The following is a 14853-nucleotide window of genomic DNA, read 5'->3' on the forward strand; positions in this document are numbered from 1 at the left end:
ACTGAATACATTTAATACTGATGTCGAAAGTTATTTGAGGGAGGTGAAAGGGAAAAAAGAACTGTATCCGGAAGTCTGGAAATTATCTGAGCATTTTGCCGATCGGGTTGAGCATCCTGTTTTCCGATTTATTTTGGATAATTGGAAAGATTTTGTGAACATTGACACTCAGGGATTGGAAAATAAAACGGAACGGCTGATTTTTCCCCTTTATATAGATTATCTGGCGGGTAGAATGCAGGAGAAAGATTTTATGAAAGTTTGCGAATCCGTGAGAAATACCGGTTTCAGGGCTGATTATTCTTTGGTTTATCTGGATCGGCTGACTACCTGTTATCTGGACCGGAACTGGAAAGCTTTGATGAAGTGTTATACCGAGGAGGTAGTTCGTTTACCTGATGCAAAATTACGTTTGAATCTGGATGTGTTATTGCGATATTTTGCTGTAAATGCACCGGATGAGGTGAAAAAGCAGATGGTGACATACGTCCGGCAATGTGTGGATACTGCGGATGACAGAGCAAAGAATGGATATAAAAATTTGCTGGAATCTATAAATGCATGGAAAGGGTAGTTGCTTGTTTTTGATGCAATGACGAAGTTCGGTTATATTTTCTACCAAATTGTCTCGAAAAGGTAAGAATGTATTCATGTAAGTTTTTCTGTAAGATCGTTTGCCTTTCCGGCCGGTTTACTTTGTCACCCTGAGCCGGCCTGGATCATTACAAAGTCAGAAAAGTTCTTTTATCATATAGTGAAGAAGCTAACAGCTCTATATAATTGATTAGAACAATAAAAAGGATGCTCTTTGCAGGGCATCCTTTCGTTTTATATATAAAATTTACGAATCAAACCTACCGTTCAGTATATAAATTTCCCGAATTGACAGAGTAGACGATTTTGTAGTTTTATAAAAAAGAAAAACAGGCTGAATAAACATATTGTCTAACTGTCAGATAATTCTTATATTTGTGAATATGAACCAGATGATATTTTATGAAATCTATCAATGAATATATACAACTACTGGCAGTCTACATGCAAACCCATGCTTCTGTTTATCACATTAAACGCATGGGGATATTTGGGAGTGTTGCCAGGGGTGAACAGACTGAAAATAGTGACATTGATATTTGCTATGAAGGAGAGGCGCCTACGTTGTTTACATTAGTTCGTATCAAATATGAATTAGAAGCTTTATTGGGACGTCCGGTAGATTTGGTTCGTGTGCGTGAAAAAATGGATGAGGTATTAAAGCAAACCATTCAAGAGGAAGCTATTTATGTATGATGTAAAAGTTTTGCATTTGCTTGACAAAGTGATAGAATCTCTGGAAGTCATTCAGCAACGAACTGAAAATATTCATTGTACTAATGATTTTCTGGATTCTGCTACAGGAACTTTATTACTGGATGGAGTTTGTATGAAATTGATTGCTACTGGTGAAAGTATAAAGAATCTGGATAAATTAACAGCAGGCAATTTGCTCATTTATTACCCACAAATACCATGGCGTGAAGTGATGGGAATGCGTGATATAATTGTACATCACTATTTTGAAGTGGATGCAGATGTTATTTTTAATACAGTAAAGGAGAATATTCCGTTATTAATGGATACTTTGCTGCAAATGCGGGAAGATTTGAAGGAATGATAAAAGGATGCTCCAGAAGGGCATCCTTTCGTTTTATATATAAAATTTACGAATCAAACCTACCGTTCAGTATATGAATTTCCCGAATTCGCTGAGTATGGTAAGCTTATTTCCTTCGCCTTCGTCATTGTCGTAGCAACGACCGACGATTTGGGCATCGATATTGAAACTCTTTGAGATAGCGATAATTTCTTCTGCCAATTCCTCGTCGACATAAACTTCCATACGATGACCCATGTTGAACACTTTGTACATTTCCTCCCAAGGCGTACCCGATTGTTCCTGGATTAACCGGAATAAAGGAGGTACGGGGAAAAGATTGTCTTTTACAATATGCATATTCTCGACAAAATTCATCACTTTAGTCTGGGCTCCTCCTGAACAGTGAATCATCCCATGAATCTGGTAACGGTATTTGTCCAGAATTTGTTTTATTACCGGAGCGTAAGTACGGGTCGGAGATAAAACCAATTTTCCTGCATTCATACCTACTCCCTCGACACAGTCCGTCAATAGGCATTTCCCTGCATATACTAATTCTTCCGGTACATTATTGTCATAACTTTCGGGGTATTTTTGAGCCAGATATTTTGCAAATACATCATGACGGGCCGAAGTCAAGCCATTAGAACCCATTCCGCCGTTATATTCGGTTTCATAAGTAGCCTGTCCGTACGAAGAAAGGCCTATAATGACATCTCCCGGGCGAATGTTGGCGTTGTCGATGACATCTTTCCGTTTCATCCGGCAAGTAACTGTTGAATCTACAATGATCGTGCGTACCAGATCACCGACATCGGCTGTCTCCCCACCTGTAGAATAGATGCTTACACCTAGTTTCCGGTATTCTTCCAGTAATTCTTCTGTTCCATTGATAATGGCAGCAATGACTTCTCCCGGGATCAGGTTTTTATTCCGGCCGATCGTGGAAGATAACAGAATATTGTCTACTGCACCGACACATAAAAGGTCGTCTATGTTCATAATCAGTGCATCCTGGGCAATTCCTTTCCAAACGGAGAGATCTCCGGTCTCTTTCCAATACATATAGGCTAACGAAGACTTTGTTCCTGCTCCGTCTGCATGCATGATGTTGCAATAAGCTTCATCTCCTCCCAGATAATCCGGTACGATTTTGCAAAAAGCCCGGGGGAATACTCCTTTGTCGATGTTTTTTATCGCATTGTGGACGTCTTCCTTGGAAGCTGACACACCACGTTTGTTATATCTTTCGTCTTTTCTCATAATAGATGAGTTGCTAAATTACTGAATCACGAAATTACCGGATGATCAAATGACCCGATCTCTGTCGTTTTTAGAAGTTGCAAACTTACACAAAACAAATGAATTTATCAATGTGCATGAGTGATGTATTGACTTCCTGATGAAGATTATCTGATGAAGGTCCGGTGAATAAGAGCGTAGAGCCGCCACCAGATTACGAGGAGTAAGCCGATTGTAATCAGCATACTGACGGTTTTGCCGGTATGCAAAAAATAACCCACGGTAAAGGCAATACCTTCGACTCCATTCCAAGGGTTCATGGCTACCCAGGTGTAACGGTAATTACTGGCTACCGCACTCATAGATAGAGCCGAGCAGGCAACGAGCAAAATGATGAAGGAAATAATCAGAATCAGTATGTTTTTATTTTTCATGGTTGCAGTATAATGTATTGAATACAAAGGTAAGTAATTTAAAGAAAATATTTCTGAAGCAGGAAAAAAAGAAACCGGAATAATTTCCGGTTTCTGTCGTATGTATCTGTACGATACTATTGGTTGGGTTAGTTTAGCATATGGATAAATTTATCGGGACGATAAATTTTAGTTTATCAAATTTTTTAAGTTGTTCTTTTGTCGTTTTATGTACATTAAGTTTGTGGATACCTGCGGGTACCGTTCTTTAAAAACAATGGAGAAAAGAAGAGTATACTTTCATTCTGCCTTCCTCTGTTCTCCAATACTCCTTTTTCTTTTTTTCCAAATTTATGGTATGTTTTATCTGTGAAATAAACGTAAAGCAATTTTAAAAGTTTCCATATTGCGGTAAAAATTCAACTTTATTTTTCAATTTTCGTATAATCCCCAAAAATAAAACTGATGAGAAGAGAATTTAAAGTACCCCGGATGGAAGAAGTATTGGAACATGATCGTAAATTGCTATTTGCATTAAAGCAGTCAATGGGTTTTGTTCCGAATGTGTATGCCTTCATGACCCGTTCCGAAACTGCCTTGAAACGATTTATGGATTTTATGGATGTTTCTACGGTATTTGACCGAATTCAGACGGAAGCGATTCATTTGGTGACTAGTCAGGTAAATCAGAATCCTTATTGTTTGGCAGCGCATACGGCTTTGGCTAAAGAGGCCGGTTTGAGCGATAAGCAAATCGAAGCGATCCGTAAAGGAAATGTCACTTGGGATGAAAAGTTGGATACCTTAGTGGATTTTACTTGTGAGCTGGTTACGAATCGGGGCAAGGTAGGCCCTGAGATGATCGGCCGTTTCTATCAAGCCGGATATACGGATGCTTGTCTGGTTGATTTGGTCATGCTGGTCGGTATGACGACTATAACCAATTACCTCAATAATGCCACCTGGATTCCCGTCGATTTCCCCGAGGCTCCGGTCATCATCTGTAAATGTGATTGTAAAAAGTAAAGTTTACGAATAATCTTCTGTTTTATATTCCCATATAGTTGATATGAATATCTGAAAAGATGAAGTAACCGATGTGTATAAGGAAGACGAAGCTGTCTGATACTTTGAAGTGCGCCTTAAAAATTCTTGTTCGACTTTTAGGGCGCACTTCATCATTCAGGCAGTTTTTTATGCTGAGGTCTTTATCGCTTAGCCAGTTGGGCATCGATGAACAAAAGACCTGTATCACCGGCTTTTTTCAATTTGTCGACAATTCCTTGTGCTGTTGCTTCTTCTTCAACTTGTTCGCGTACGAATCCCCACAGAAAGTCTTGGGTTGCATTGTCTTTTTCTGCAGAAGCGATAGAAACCAGATTGTCGATCATTTTTGAAACCTTGCATTCATGTTCATAGACATGTTGGAATACTTCCAAAGGACTACCCCACCCTTGAGGAACAACGTCTATTTTATCTACTTTGGCTTTTCCTCCCCGCTTTGTAACGTAATCAGCCATGGTATAGGCATGCTCCAGTTCTTCCTGAGATTGTTTTTTCATCCAATGGGCAAAGCCGTCAAAACCTTCGCAAGCGAAATAGAAAGACATGGACAAATACAGGTTGGAAGACCACATTTCAGCAGTAATCTGCTCATTGATCGCATTTTGTAGTTTTTCAGAAATCATTGTTTTTTATATTTAATATTGATAATTCATTATGCTTTTTATTTGTTAATTACAAAATTTATGCCATATCCGATATTTGCCATTTTGACAGTTCTAAGTAATGACAAAATGATCAATATACCGGAAAATTAAAGTGTATAGAATACTGTTACGTTAATTTATAAGGATTAATCCTTGTTTTGTATAGCGGAGATATTATCTTTGTCCTGCATGTAAATTATTTTAAAGACATGAAAAAATATCTGAAATACTGCTTGCTGGTGTGGATTGCCGTTCCAGAATGGGCTCAGCAGACTGAGGTAATTGGACCTGACTCTCATCTGAAAGTGAATGTGGCCTTGAAGCAGGGAAAACCGGTTTATTCTGTCACTTACAAAGAAAAGACAATTCTGGAAGATTCCCCTTTGGGGGTGGTGACCGATATCGGGGATTTTAGCCGGAATATGAATTGGATTGGGCAAAAGACAAGTCGGATCGATAAAACATATACTCAGAACAAGATCAAGAAATCAGAGATACACTATCAGGCGAATGAGTTGATTTGTACTTTTGCGAATGCTGATAAGCAGGAGATAGATGTCGTTTTCCGGGTGAGTAATAACGATATCGCTTTCCGATATGTAATTCCCCGAAAGGAGGCAGGAAGTTGTGTGGTGGAAAGAGAAGCGACGGGTTTTGATTTTCCGGCATATACGACTACTTTTCTGTGTCCGCAAAGTGATGCCATGATCGGATGGATGCGTACAAAACCCAGTTATGAGGAGGAGTATAGGGTGGATGTTCCGATGAACGAACCTTCTCGATATGGACATGGTTATACTTTTCCTTGCCTTTTTCGTATTGGTTGTGATGGTTGGGCTTTGATCAGTGAGACGGGTGTGGACAGCCGCTATTGTGGTTCTCGTTTGAGTGATGCCGGAGAAGGTGGATTATATATCCTTGATTTTCCGATGCCCGAAGAGAATAATGGGAATGGAACGGTGGCCCCGGGATTGGCTTTGCCCGGTACAACTCCCTGGCGTACCATTACTGTAGGGGATAATCTGAAGCCTATTGTGGAAACGACGGTCATTTGGGACGTCGTGGAGCCACTTTACGAAACGGTTCACGATTATCGTTTCGGGCGTGGAACCTGGAGCTGGATTTTGTGGCAGGATGGAAGTATCAATTATGAGGATCAGGTGAGGTACATCGATGTGGCAGCTGCAATGGGATATGAATATGTATTGATAGATAACTGGTGGGATCGGACGATCGGCCGGGAAAAGATGAAGTCTTTGGCGGATTATGCCCATAGGAAGGGGGTAGATATATTTTTATGGTATAGTTCCAGCGGATATTGGAACGATATTGTTCAAAGTCCTGTGAATTGTATGGACAATCCGATTGTCCGTAAGCGGGAAATGAGGTGGCTCGAAAGTCTGGGAGTGAAGGGAATTAAAGTAGACTTTTTCGGAGGGGATAAGCAGGAGACTATGAGGTTGTACGAAGCTATTCTGAGCGATGCGGATGATTGTGGATTGATGGTTATTTTTCACGGTTGCACCTTGCCCAGGGGGTGGGAGCGAATGTATCCCAATTATGTGGGAAGTGAGGCAGTACTGGCTTCCGAGAACCTGATTTTCCAGCAGCATTTTTGTGATGAGGAGGCTTTCAATGCCTGTCTGCATCCGTTTATCCGGAATAGTGTCGGTTGTATGGAATTCGGAGGCTGTTTCCTCAATAAACGCTTGAATCGTACCAACGATGGAGGTAATATCCGCCGGACAACAGATGCTTTCCAGTTGGCTACTACCGTCTTGTTTCAGAATCCGATACAGAATTTTGCTTTAGCCCCTAATAATCTGACCGATGCTTCCCAAATTTGCCTGGAGTTTCTGAAACAAGTACCTGTTACCTGGGATGAGACTGTATTTATCGACGGCTATCCGGGGAAATATTGTATTCTGGCTCGCAGACATGGGGATAAATGGTATGTCGCCGGGGTGAATGCCCAAAAAGAACCGTTGAAGCTGAAAATACAACTTCCGATGTTTGCCAAAGGCAATCGGGTGACCCTTTATAATGACGACCTGAAACGTAATGTTTATACCCGGGAAGTGACTTTGAGTAAAAATAAAGAACTTTCCTTGACGATTCTGTCGGGAGGGGGAATTGTTATTGTGAAATAAGAATAGAAGGGATAATGTGTTTTGGATCACTTTTTGAAACAAATAAAATAGTAATAAAAAAGAGTTAGATCTGATCTAACTCTTTGATTATTAATTGTACTCGAGGCGGGAATTGAACCCGCACGGCCGCAATGGCCACAGGATTTTAAGTCCTGCGTGTCTACCGATTCCACCACTCGAGCATCCTCTTGCGAGAGAGCGAAAAACGGGACTCGAACCCGCGACCCCGACCTTGGCAAGGTCGTGCTCTACCAACTGAGCTATTTTCGCATCTGTTTAAAGAACTTTTTTTGTTTTGCGAGTGCAAATATAAGGCGTTTTTTAGTTTGTACAAACATTTTGTAAAAAATAATTGGATATAATTGCTATATTTGTCGTGTTTTTAAATGCAAATGATAGATGACTGGTCAGAGAAAAAAGAGAATTGCAGGCTCCTATTTTGTGTCAACACTCAGTATATCACTGGTTTTGGTTGTCGTTGGTATTTTAGTGTTCATTTTGCTGAATGCAAAATTGGTTTCTGATCATGTAAAACAAAATATCGGTTTTTCTATTATTGTCAAGGATAATGTAAATGAAGCCGAGATCAAAAAGATGCAAAAGATTCTGGACACAAAGCCTTTTGTCTCGTCTTCGGTATTTATTAGTAAAGTGGAGGCTGCCCGTGAATTTAAAGAGGAGTTGGGAGAAGATTTCGAGGGCGTATTGGGGTATAACCCGCTTTTGCCTTCGGTAGAAATCAAGCTGAATCCCGTTTACGCCAATAACGATTCCTTGACTGTTATCGAGAAGAGCTTATTAAAAAACGAATTGGTGCAGGAGGTGTCTTATCAGAAGTCTTTGGTGCATATGATCAATGAAAATGTTCGGCGTATCAGTCTGATCCTGTTGATAGCAGGGGCTGCACTGATGCTGATTTCTTTTACCTTGATCCGGAATACCATCCATTTGTCCGTATATTCGCAGCGTTTTCTGATTAAAACGATGCAGCTTGTCGGGGCAAAACCTTTCTTTATTTGTAAGCCTTTTATTCAAAATAGTGTTTGGTTCGGTTTCTTTGGGAGTATGATCGCTAATCTGATTCTTTTGGCTGCCATATTCTTTTTGCAAAAAGAAGTGGGGAGTGTAGTCAATCTGATGAATAAAGAATTGATCATTATCATGGTTGCTTTTGTTATGGTTTGCGGTATATTGCTTTCTTTGGTTTCTTCCTGGATGTCGGTTGCCAGATATCTGAATAAAGACATGAACGATTTGTACAATTAAAACAAAACTAAAAATATGGTGAAGAATAATTTGAAAAATACTACTTCCGGAAAAAAGATCGATTTCCCGATTCCTGTGAGTAGTTATAAGATGATTTTGATCGGTTTCGGGATCATCATTCTGGGATTTATTTTGATGATGGGGGGAGGTTCCGATAATCCGGCTGAGTTTAATTATGATATTTTTAGTTTCCGTCGGATCACGCTGGCTCCGATTGTGGTGTTGATCGGTTTTGGATTTGTTTTTTGGGCGATTATGCGGAAGCCTAAAAAGGAAATGGAAGAAGGGACGAAAGATTAGGTATAAAATTGTTGGATAAGAAATGATGACTTGGTTAGAAGCATTGGTCCTTGGATTGATTCAGGGATTGACAGAATTTTTGCCCGTTAGTAGCTCCGGGCATCTTCAGATTTTCAGTACGCTTTTCGGCATACAGGGAGAAGAAAATCTGACTTTTGCAGTGGCCGTTCATGCGGCGACCGTTTGTAGTACGATTGTGGTGTTGAGGAATGAGATTTGGGATCTTTTGAAAGGTCTTTTTCGGTTTTCCTGGAATCCGGAAACCATTTATATTGCCAAAATCGCATTATCTATGATTCCTGTGGCTATTGTAGGTGTTTTCTTTAAAGATTATGTGGAAGCTCTCTTCGGTTCCGGATTATTGGTCGTGGGAGTTGCTCTTTTAATTACTGCCTGTTTGTTGGCCTTTGCTTACTACGCTCGTCCCCGTTTAAAGACGGATATATCTTTTCGGGATGCTTTTATCATCGGAGTGGCTCAGGCTTGTGCCGTATTGCCTGGTTTGTCCCGTTCCGGTTCCACCATCGCTACGGGGATTCTGCTGGGGAATAATAAAGAAAATGTAGCGAGATTTTCTTTTTTGATGGTGTTGGTACCTATCTTGGGAGAGGCTTTTCTGGACATGATGAAAGGTGGTTTTGCACCTGCAGAGAGTGGTATTTCGATGTTGGCGCTGGTTGTCGGTTTCCTGGCTGCTTTTATTTCCGGATATATAGCTTGTAGCTGGATGCTGAATCTGGTGAAGAAAGGAAAGTTGATCTGGTTTGCCGTATATTGTTTTGTAGTAGGCATTATCATTTTGTTTGTTCATTGAGAGCAGTGAAAACGGGCTTGTGATAGAATGATTTTTACGCTTGTTCGGTTTGGTTCGAAAATATAAAAATTGTGTGTAAGATATTGTTTAATGAAGAAGGTGATTTTCATTCGGGTGCTCTGATTCTGGTAGATAAACCTCTGAAATGGACTTCTTTCGATGTCGTGAATAAAATTCGTTGGTGTTTGAAGTCTGCTTGTGGGAAGATCAAAGTGGGACATGCCGGAACTCTGGATCCTTTAGCGACGGGTTTGGTGATTGTTTGTACCGGAAAGTGGACGAAACGGATTGAAGATTATATGGCTCAGGAAAAAGAATATGTGGCGACGCTATGTTACGGGGCTGTGACTCCGTCTTTCGATTTAGAGACTTTGCCGGAAGGGGATTTCCCTTATCGGCATATCGATCGCCCTTATTTAGATCGGGTACTGGAGCGGTTTCGGGGAGTCATTACTCAGGTCCCTCCGGCGTATTCTGCTATCCGGGTAGATGGTGACCGGGCTTATAAAAAGGCGCGCAAAGGGAATGAGATCGAGATGCCTGCACGTCAAGTGGTGGTGAATGAATTGGAGGTCATCGATTTTAATCTTCCTGATTTAACGTTAAGAATCAATTGTAGTAAAGGGACTTATATCCGGTCTTTGGCCAACGATATCGGTCAGGCCTGTGAGAGTGGGGCTTACTTGGCAGGTTTACGCCGCACAAAGATCGGAAGTTTTCAGGTGGAAGATGCAAATAAAATGGAGGATTTGGTTGCGTTTTTACAAACAAAGTTGTAACTTGCGCCGTTTATTAGGCCAGGGGTATTTCCATAAAGACAGAAGGAGATATTCCAATGTCTTGTTGGTATAAACCAGGATGTTAAAATGACTTGATAAGAGTTTAATTTAAATAGTGCAGAGATGAAATTATCAAAATTCAGATATAAATTACCGCCGGAATTAATCGCTCAACACCCTTCTGCTAATCGGGACGAATGTCGTTTGATGGTAGTCGACCGGAAGACAGGAACGATCGAACATAAGGTATTTAAGGATGTTATCGATTATTTTGATGAGAAGGATGTATTCGTTTTCAACGACACCAAGGTTTTTCCGGCCCGTTTATATGGGAATAAGGAAAAAACCGGTGCTGAAATCGAAGTCTTTTTGTTGAGGGAATTGAATCGGGATCTGCGGATTTGGGACGTTTTGGTGGATCCGGCACGAAAGATCAGAATCGGTAATAAATTGTATTTCGGGGAAGACGATAGTTTGGTTGCCGAAGTCATCGACAATACCACCTCTCGTGGACGGACGTTGCGTTTCTTGTTCGACGGAGAATACGATGAGTTTAAGAAGTTGCTGTATGGCTTGGGCGAGACTCCGCTGCCGCGTACGATTACACGTAAAGTGGAGCCGGAAGACGAAGAACGTTATCAGACGATCTTTGCCCGCTATGAAGGAGCTGTTGCTGCCCCGACAGCCGGTTTGCATTTTAGTCGTGAGCTGATGAAGCGCATGGAAATCAAAGGAATCGATTTTGCTTATATCACCTTGCACGTTGGCTTAGGGAATTTTCGGGAAGTGGATGTAGAAGATCTGACAAAACATAAAATGGATTCGGAACAGATTATTGTGGGGGGGGATACCGTGAAAATTGTCAATGATGCGAAAGACGAACGCCATAAGATTTGTGCAGTAGGCACGACCGTTGTACGGACGTTGGAAAGTTGTGTAACGACCAAAGGCCGTTTGACCGAATATGATGGATGGACAAATAAATTTATTTTCCCTCCCTATGATTTTAGTGTGCCGGATGCTTTTATTTCTAATTTCCATTTACCTTATTCGACTCTTTTGATGATGGTGGCTGCTTTCGGTGGTTATGATCTGGTGATGAAAGCTTATGATCTGGCCGTAAAAGAGAAATATCGGTTCGGTACATACGGAGATGCGATGTTGATTATTTAGATATATTTCCCCGAAAGGGATGGCATAGGACAGGTTATGGGTTTGAGGATGTGTTTTTAAACCTGTAACCTGTTTTTTTATGTAACGTTAAACTCAATATACCCTGGAGAATTAAAAAAAAGATGAAACGATGAGAGTCTTTAGATTAACTGTTATTGTCGGGATTTTGACCTTGTTCGTACAGTGTGCTTCAGTGCCTTTGACCGGGCGGAAGCAAGTGATACTCCTGCCCGAAAGTGAAATGATGCAGATGAGTCTTACTTCGTATGGAGATTTTTTAAAAGAAAATAAGTTATCTACCCGTACAGACGATACCCGTCGCGTGAAGGAAGTGGGGACGCGGATTGCTGCCGCTGTAGAAGCTTACTTGAAATCTCAGGGATTGGAAAAGCAGATCGAAGGGTACCAGTGGGAATTCAATCTGGTACAGAGTCCTGAAATGAATGCCTGGTGTATGCCCGGAGGGAAGGTGGTCGTGTATGAAGGAATTTTGCCGGTTTGTGAAAATGATGATGGTTTGGCTGTTGTGATGGGACATGAGATTGCTCATGCGATTGCCCGGCATGGAAACGAACGGATGAGTCAGCAGATGTTGATACAGGCTGGAAGTACTGCTGCTGCATACGCTTTAAAAGAAAAATCGGAGCCGACTCAGGCACTCTTGGGGACTGCTATCGGTTTAGGGGCTAATTACGGTGTGATCTTGCCTTTTTCGCGGAAGCATGAGTTGGAAGCCGATCGTTTGGGATTGATTTTTATGACGATTGCCGGATATAATCCGGAAGAGGCGATTCCTTTCTGGACCCGGATGGCTTCTGCAGGATCGGGACAAAAACCACCGGAGTTTATGTCTACACACCCTTCGGATGCCCATCGTATAGAGCAGATAAAAGCATTGATGCCTGAGGTTTTGAAATATAAAAAATGAGAATAAACCCGGCTTTACCTGGGGGTGAAATGATCAAGGTGTAAAAAACAGGGATTAAAGAACAGAGGAAATAGATCCGAATCTTTAATCCCTGATTTTTTTAGAGCTTACTAGCGTCGATCAGAAGTTCTTTGTTGTATTCTCCCTTAGCCAGTTTTTCTGCCACATTCTTGAATGCCTTGATGGTATATTTTACATCTTCGAGTGTATGCATAGAAGTCGGAATCAGGCGGAGCAATAATTGTCCTTTCGGAATAACCGGATATACGACGATCGAACAGAAAATATTGTAATTTTCACGCAGGTCGAATACGACTTGCATCCCTTCGGCAACACTACCGGAAAGATATACCGGAGTAACCATCGAGTTGGTGATACCGATATTCATACCGTCTGCTTTAAGACCGTTTTGTAAAGCATGAGCGATGGTCCACAACTTTTCGCGTCTTTCCGGTTGGCTTTTCAGCATCTCGAGACGTTTGATCGCTCCTTCGACCATCGGCATAGTCAGGGATTTTGCGAACATTTGTGAACGCATGGTATAACGCAAAGACATACATACATCTTCATCTGTGGCGACGAAAGCGCCGAAACCTGCCATAGCTTTGGCAAAAGTACCGAAATAAAGGTCCACTTTATCCTGAACACCGAAATGTTCACCTGTACCGGCACCTGTCGGTCCCATTGTTCCGAATCCATGGGCATCGTCGACCAGCAAGCGGAAATTGAATTCAGATTTTAAAGCAGTGATTTCATCTAATTTACCTAAATCTCCTGCCATTCCGAATACGCCTTCTGTAACCACCAGAATACCTCCACCGGTAGTCGCTACATATTTCGTGGCATGTTCGAGCTGTTTGCGCAGGCTGCTCATATCGTTGTGTACGTATACATAACGTTTGGCCGGCGACAGACGCAAACCGTCCATGATACAAGCATGGGACTCCGCGTCATAAACGATACAGTCGAAACGTGAAGTCAGTGAGTCGATGATAGAAATCATGCCCTGATAGCCGAAATTTAACAGGAATGCGTCCGGTTTACCGACGAAATCGGCTAACTGTGATTCCAGGTATTCATGACGGGAAGTCTGACCGCTCATCATACGGGCTCCCATCGGGTAAGCCAGCCCCCATTGAGCGGCTGCCTCTGCATCGACTTTCCGGACTTCCGGATCGTTTGCCAGACCGATGTAGTTGTTCAAACTCCAATTTAACACTTCTTTCCCGCGGAACATCATCCGGGGACCGATTTCTCCTTCCAATTTCGGAAATGCGAAATAGCCGTGTGCTTCTTTGGCATACTGGCCGATATTACCTCTTTGTTTTTTTACTCTTTCAAAAATGTCCACGTCGATAATATTTTGAAAATTTGTAGAATACTGTATTTTAACTTGGCAAAAGTAATAAATAAAGGTAAAAGGTAAAAGGTAAAAGGTAAAAGATGTACCATAATACGTATAATTACTTAGAGTAGGAAGAAGAATGCGTATGAAGGGTTAGTGAAAAGTGGAGAGTAAATATTAAAAATACTTGAAAGTAATGAAGCTCAGAAAAGTTTTTACCTTTTACTTTTTACTTTTTGTTTTTTCCTCTATCTTTGCATGATGCAAAAAAAGCGTTCCGTTTATGAAGAAATTTTGGGGATTTTTACTGGTAATTGTGCTTATGACGTCTTGCGGGGAGTATCAAAGCCTGCTGAAAAGCAATGATTACAACCTGGTCTATAAAAAAGCGATCGAGTATTATAACAAGGGCGATTATCAGAGAGCAATGAATTTGTTGGATGGTGTCCGTTCTGTATTTGTCGGGCAGGCAAAAGCTCAGAATATTGCTTATTACCGGGCTTTTTGTAGTTATAATATGAAAGATTATCAGATTGCCTCCGATTTATTCAAGCAGTTTATCCAGACTTATCCGGAAAGTTCATTTGCTGAAGAATGTCTTTATATGATGGGATTTTGCGATTATAAAGCTTCCCCGAAACCACGTTTGGATCAGCAGGTTACCGAAAAAGCTATCCGGGAATTCCAGCTTTATCTGAGTCGTTATCCGTATAGTATGCGAAAAGATAAGGTAAATACCTATATGGATGAAATGCGGGATAAGCTTTCTTACAAAGCTTATTTGAGTGCGAAAAACTATTACCTGCGTGAACATTACAAAGCGGCTGTTATCAGTTTGCAGAATTGTCTGAAGGATTATCCGGGCTCCAAATACCGGGAAGAGATTATGTATATGTTGTTCGTATCGAAATATCAGATGGCGGTGAATAGTGTCGAAGATAAGAAAGTGGAACGATATAACAATGCCCGGGAAGAGTATTATTACTTTGCCGATGAATATCCGAACAGCAGATATGCTGCCGACGTAAAGAAGATGTATGAGGATATCGAGGCCTATTTGGAAAATTATAAGTTCGAAGATTAATTAGATAAATATTA

At 41.1% G+C, this 14853-nt stretch carries 16 protein-coding genes and 2 tRNA genes; 12 read left to right on the forward strand and 6 right to left on the reverse strand.

Annotated features, from left to right (window positions below; translation table 11 throughout):
- The 3 genes from WS34_RS09245 to WS34_RS09255 form a co-directional block, all read left to right on the forward strand.
- A partial coding sequence (locus WS34_RS09245) for a hypothetical protein (RefSeq protein ID WP_046404427.1) occupies positions 1 to 574 on the forward strand: 574 nt, incomplete at its 5' end.
- A gap of 422 nt (positions 575 to 996) precedes the next feature.
- Entirely contained in the window at positions 997 to 1290 is a 294-nt protein-coding gene (locus WS34_RS09250) for a nucleotidyltransferase family protein (protein WP_013613360.1), read from the forward strand.
- A complete protein-coding gene (locus WS34_RS09255; RefSeq protein ID WP_013613361.1) occupies positions 1283 to 1654 on the forward strand; it encodes a HepT-like ribonuclease domain-containing protein in 372 nt (123 codons plus the stop codon). The genes WS34_RS09250 and WS34_RS09255 overlap by 8 nt, the downstream gene beginning before the upstream one ends.
- 66 nt (positions 1655 to 1720) lie before the next feature.
- Here the strand turns inward: WS34_RS09255 and WS34_RS09260 are convergent, their stop codons facing one another.
- The gene (locus tag WS34_RS09260; RefSeq protein WP_013613362.1) at positions 1721 to 2899 is read right to left on the reverse strand and encodes an AIR synthase related protein; all 1179 of its coding nucleotides are present in this window, start codon (positions 2897 to 2899) and stop codon (positions 1721 to 1723) included.
- A 146-nt stretch (positions 2900 to 3045) separates the two neighbouring features.
- A complete protein-coding gene (locus WS34_RS09265; RefSeq protein ID WP_022161130.1) occupies positions 3046 to 3339 on the reverse strand; it encodes a hypothetical protein in 294 nt (97 codons plus the stop codon).
- Between the two features lie 417 nt (positions 3340 to 3756).
- Between WS34_RS09265 and WS34_RS09270 the strand changes: the two genes are divergently transcribed.
- Positions 3757 to 4317, forward strand: a complete 561-nt coding sequence (locus WS34_RS09270; RefSeq protein WP_013613364.1) for a carboxymuconolactone decarboxylase family protein — start codon at positions 3757 to 3759, stop codon at positions 4315 to 4317.
- Positions 4318 to 4499: 182 nt separating this feature from the next.
- On the opposite strand, the gene WS34_RS09275 is transcribed toward WS34_RS09270, so the two are convergent.
- On the reverse strand, positions 4500 to 4979 hold the full coding sequence (locus tag WS34_RS09275; protein ID WP_022161128.1) for a ferritin: 480 nt from the start codon (positions 4977 to 4979) through the stop codon (positions 4500 to 4502).
- A gap of 230 nt (positions 4980 to 5209) precedes the next feature.
- Here WS34_RS09275 and WS34_RS09280 point away from each other — a divergent pair, with 230 nt between their 5' ends.
- On the forward strand, positions 5210 to 7150 hold the full coding sequence (locus WS34_RS09280; protein ID WP_046404430.1) for a glycoside hydrolase family 97 protein: 1941 nt from the start codon (positions 5210 to 5212) through the stop codon (positions 7148 to 7150).
- Positions 7151 to 7247: 97 nt separating this feature from the next.
- Here WS34_RS09280 and WS34_RS09285 read toward each other — a convergent pair.
- A tRNA-Leu gene (locus tag WS34_RS09285) sits at positions 7248 to 7332 on the reverse strand.
- A 15-nt stretch (positions 7333 to 7347) separates the two neighbouring features.
- Positions 7348 to 7420 (reverse strand) — tRNA-Gly (locus WS34_RS09290).
- A gap of 129 nt (positions 7421 to 7549) precedes the next feature.
- On the opposite strand from WS34_RS09290, the gene WS34_RS09295 reads away from it, so the two are divergent.
- The 6 genes from WS34_RS09295 to WS34_RS09320 all read left to right on the forward strand — a co-directional run bounded on the left by WS34_RS09295 (position 7550) and on the right by WS34_RS09320 (position 12410).
- Positions 7550 to 8416: a cell division protein FtsX gene (locus WS34_RS09295; protein WP_013613367.1), complete on the forward strand. Its 867-nt coding sequence runs from the start codon at positions 7550 to 7552 to the stop codon at positions 8414 to 8416.
- Between the two features lie 15 nt (positions 8417 to 8431).
- A complete protein-coding gene (locus WS34_RS09300) occupies positions 8432 to 8716 on the forward strand; it encodes a DUF3098 domain-containing protein (RefSeq protein ID WP_013613368.1) in 285 nt (94 codons plus the stop codon).
- Positions 8717 to 8741: 25 nt separating this feature from the next.
- Entirely contained in the window at positions 8742 to 9530 is a 789-nt protein-coding gene (locus tag WS34_RS09305; RefSeq protein WP_046403114.1) for an undecaprenyl-diphosphate phosphatase, read from the forward strand.
- Positions 9531 to 9601: 71 nt separating this feature from the next.
- Positions 9602 to 10309 carry a tRNA pseudouridine(55) synthase TruB gene (gene truB / locus WS34_RS09310; protein ID WP_013613370.1) on the forward strand — a complete coding sequence of 236 codons (708 nt, stop codon included), beginning with the start codon at positions 9602 to 9604 and terminating at the stop codon, positions 10307 to 10309.
- A 123-nt stretch (positions 10310 to 10432) separates the two neighbouring features.
- A complete protein-coding gene (queA, locus tag WS34_RS09315; protein ID WP_013613371.1) occupies positions 10433 to 11482 on the forward strand; it encodes a tRNA preQ1(34) S-adenosylmethionine ribosyltransferase-isomerase QueA in 1050 nt (349 codons plus the stop codon).
- Between the two features lie 130 nt (positions 11483 to 11612).
- On the forward strand, positions 11613 to 12410 hold the full coding sequence (locus WS34_RS09320; protein WP_013613372.1) for a M48 family metallopeptidase: 798 nt from the start codon (positions 11613 to 11615) through the stop codon (positions 12408 to 12410).
- Between the two features lie 100 nt (positions 12411 to 12510).
- Here WS34_RS09320 and WS34_RS09325 read toward each other — a convergent pair whose 3' ends face one another.
- Positions 12511 to 13761: an aminotransferase class I/II-fold pyridoxal phosphate-dependent enzyme gene (locus WS34_RS09325; RefSeq protein WP_013613373.1), complete on the reverse strand. Its 1251-nt coding sequence runs from the start codon at positions 13759 to 13761 to the stop codon at positions 12511 to 12513.
- 277 nt (positions 13762 to 14038) lie between these two features.
- Here WS34_RS09325 and WS34_RS09330 point away from each other — a divergent pair, with 277 nt between their 5' ends.
- Positions 14039 to 14839: an outer membrane protein assembly factor BamD gene (locus WS34_RS09330; protein ID WP_013613374.1), complete on the forward strand. Its 801-nt coding sequence runs from the start codon at positions 14039 to 14041 to the stop codon at positions 14837 to 14839.
- The last annotated feature ends 14 nt before the right edge of the window (positions 14840 to 14853 follow it).

Source organism: Odoribacter sp. N15.MGS-14, assembly GCF_000980245.1.
In the GTDB taxonomy this organism is placed as follows: domain Bacteria; phylum Bacteroidota; class Bacteroidia; order Bacteroidales; family Marinifilaceae; genus Odoribacter; species Odoribacter splanchnicus.

Excerpts from the sequence above, each read along its gene's own strand:
- WS34_RS09305 (WP_046403114.1), top strand. The coding sequence starts at position 8,742 with ATGACTTGGTTAGAAGCATTGGTCCTTGGATTGATTCAGGGATTGACA.
- WS34_RS09280 (WP_046404430.1), top strand. The coding sequence starts at position 5,210 with ATGAAAAAATATCTGAAATACTGCTTGCTGGTGTGGATTGCCGTTCCA.
- WS34_RS09275 (WP_022161128.1), bottom strand. The coding sequence starts at position 4,979 with ATGATTTCTGAAAAACTACAAAATGCGATCAATGAGCAGATTACTGCT.
- WS34_RS09320 (WP_013613372.1), top strand. The coding sequence starts at position 11,613 with ATGAGAGTCTTTAGATTAACTGTTATTGTCGGGATTTTGACCTTGTTC.
- WS34_RS09270 (WP_013613364.1), top strand. The coding sequence starts at position 3,757 with ATGAGAAGAGAATTTAAAGTACCCCGGATGGAAGAAGTATTGGAACAT.
- WS34_RS09300 (WP_013613368.1), top strand. The coding sequence starts at position 8,432 with ATGGTGAAGAATAATTTGAAAAATACTACTTCCGGAAAAAAGATCGAT.
- WS34_RS09260 (WP_013613362.1), bottom strand. The coding sequence starts at position 2,899 with ATGAGAAAAGACGAAAGATATAACAAACGTGGTGTGTCAGCTTCCAAG.
- WS34_RS09330 (WP_013613374.1), top strand. The coding sequence starts at position 14,039 with ATGAAGAAATTTTGGGGATTTTTACTGGTAATTGTGCTTATGACGTCT.
- WS34_RS09255 (WP_013613361.1), top strand. The coding sequence starts at position 1,283 with ATGTATGATGTAAAAGTTTTGCATTTGCTTGACAAAGTGATAGAATCT.
- queA (WP_013613371.1), top strand. The coding sequence starts at position 10,433 with ATGAAATTATCAAAATTCAGATATAAATTACCGCCGGAATTAATCGCT.
- WS34_RS09250 (WP_013613360.1), top strand. The coding sequence starts at position 997 with ATGAAATCTATCAATGAATATATACAACTACTGGCAGTCTACATGCAA.
- WS34_RS09295 (WP_013613367.1), top strand. The coding sequence starts at position 7,550 with ATGACTGGTCAGAGAAAAAAGAGAATTGCAGGCTCCTATTTTGTGTCA.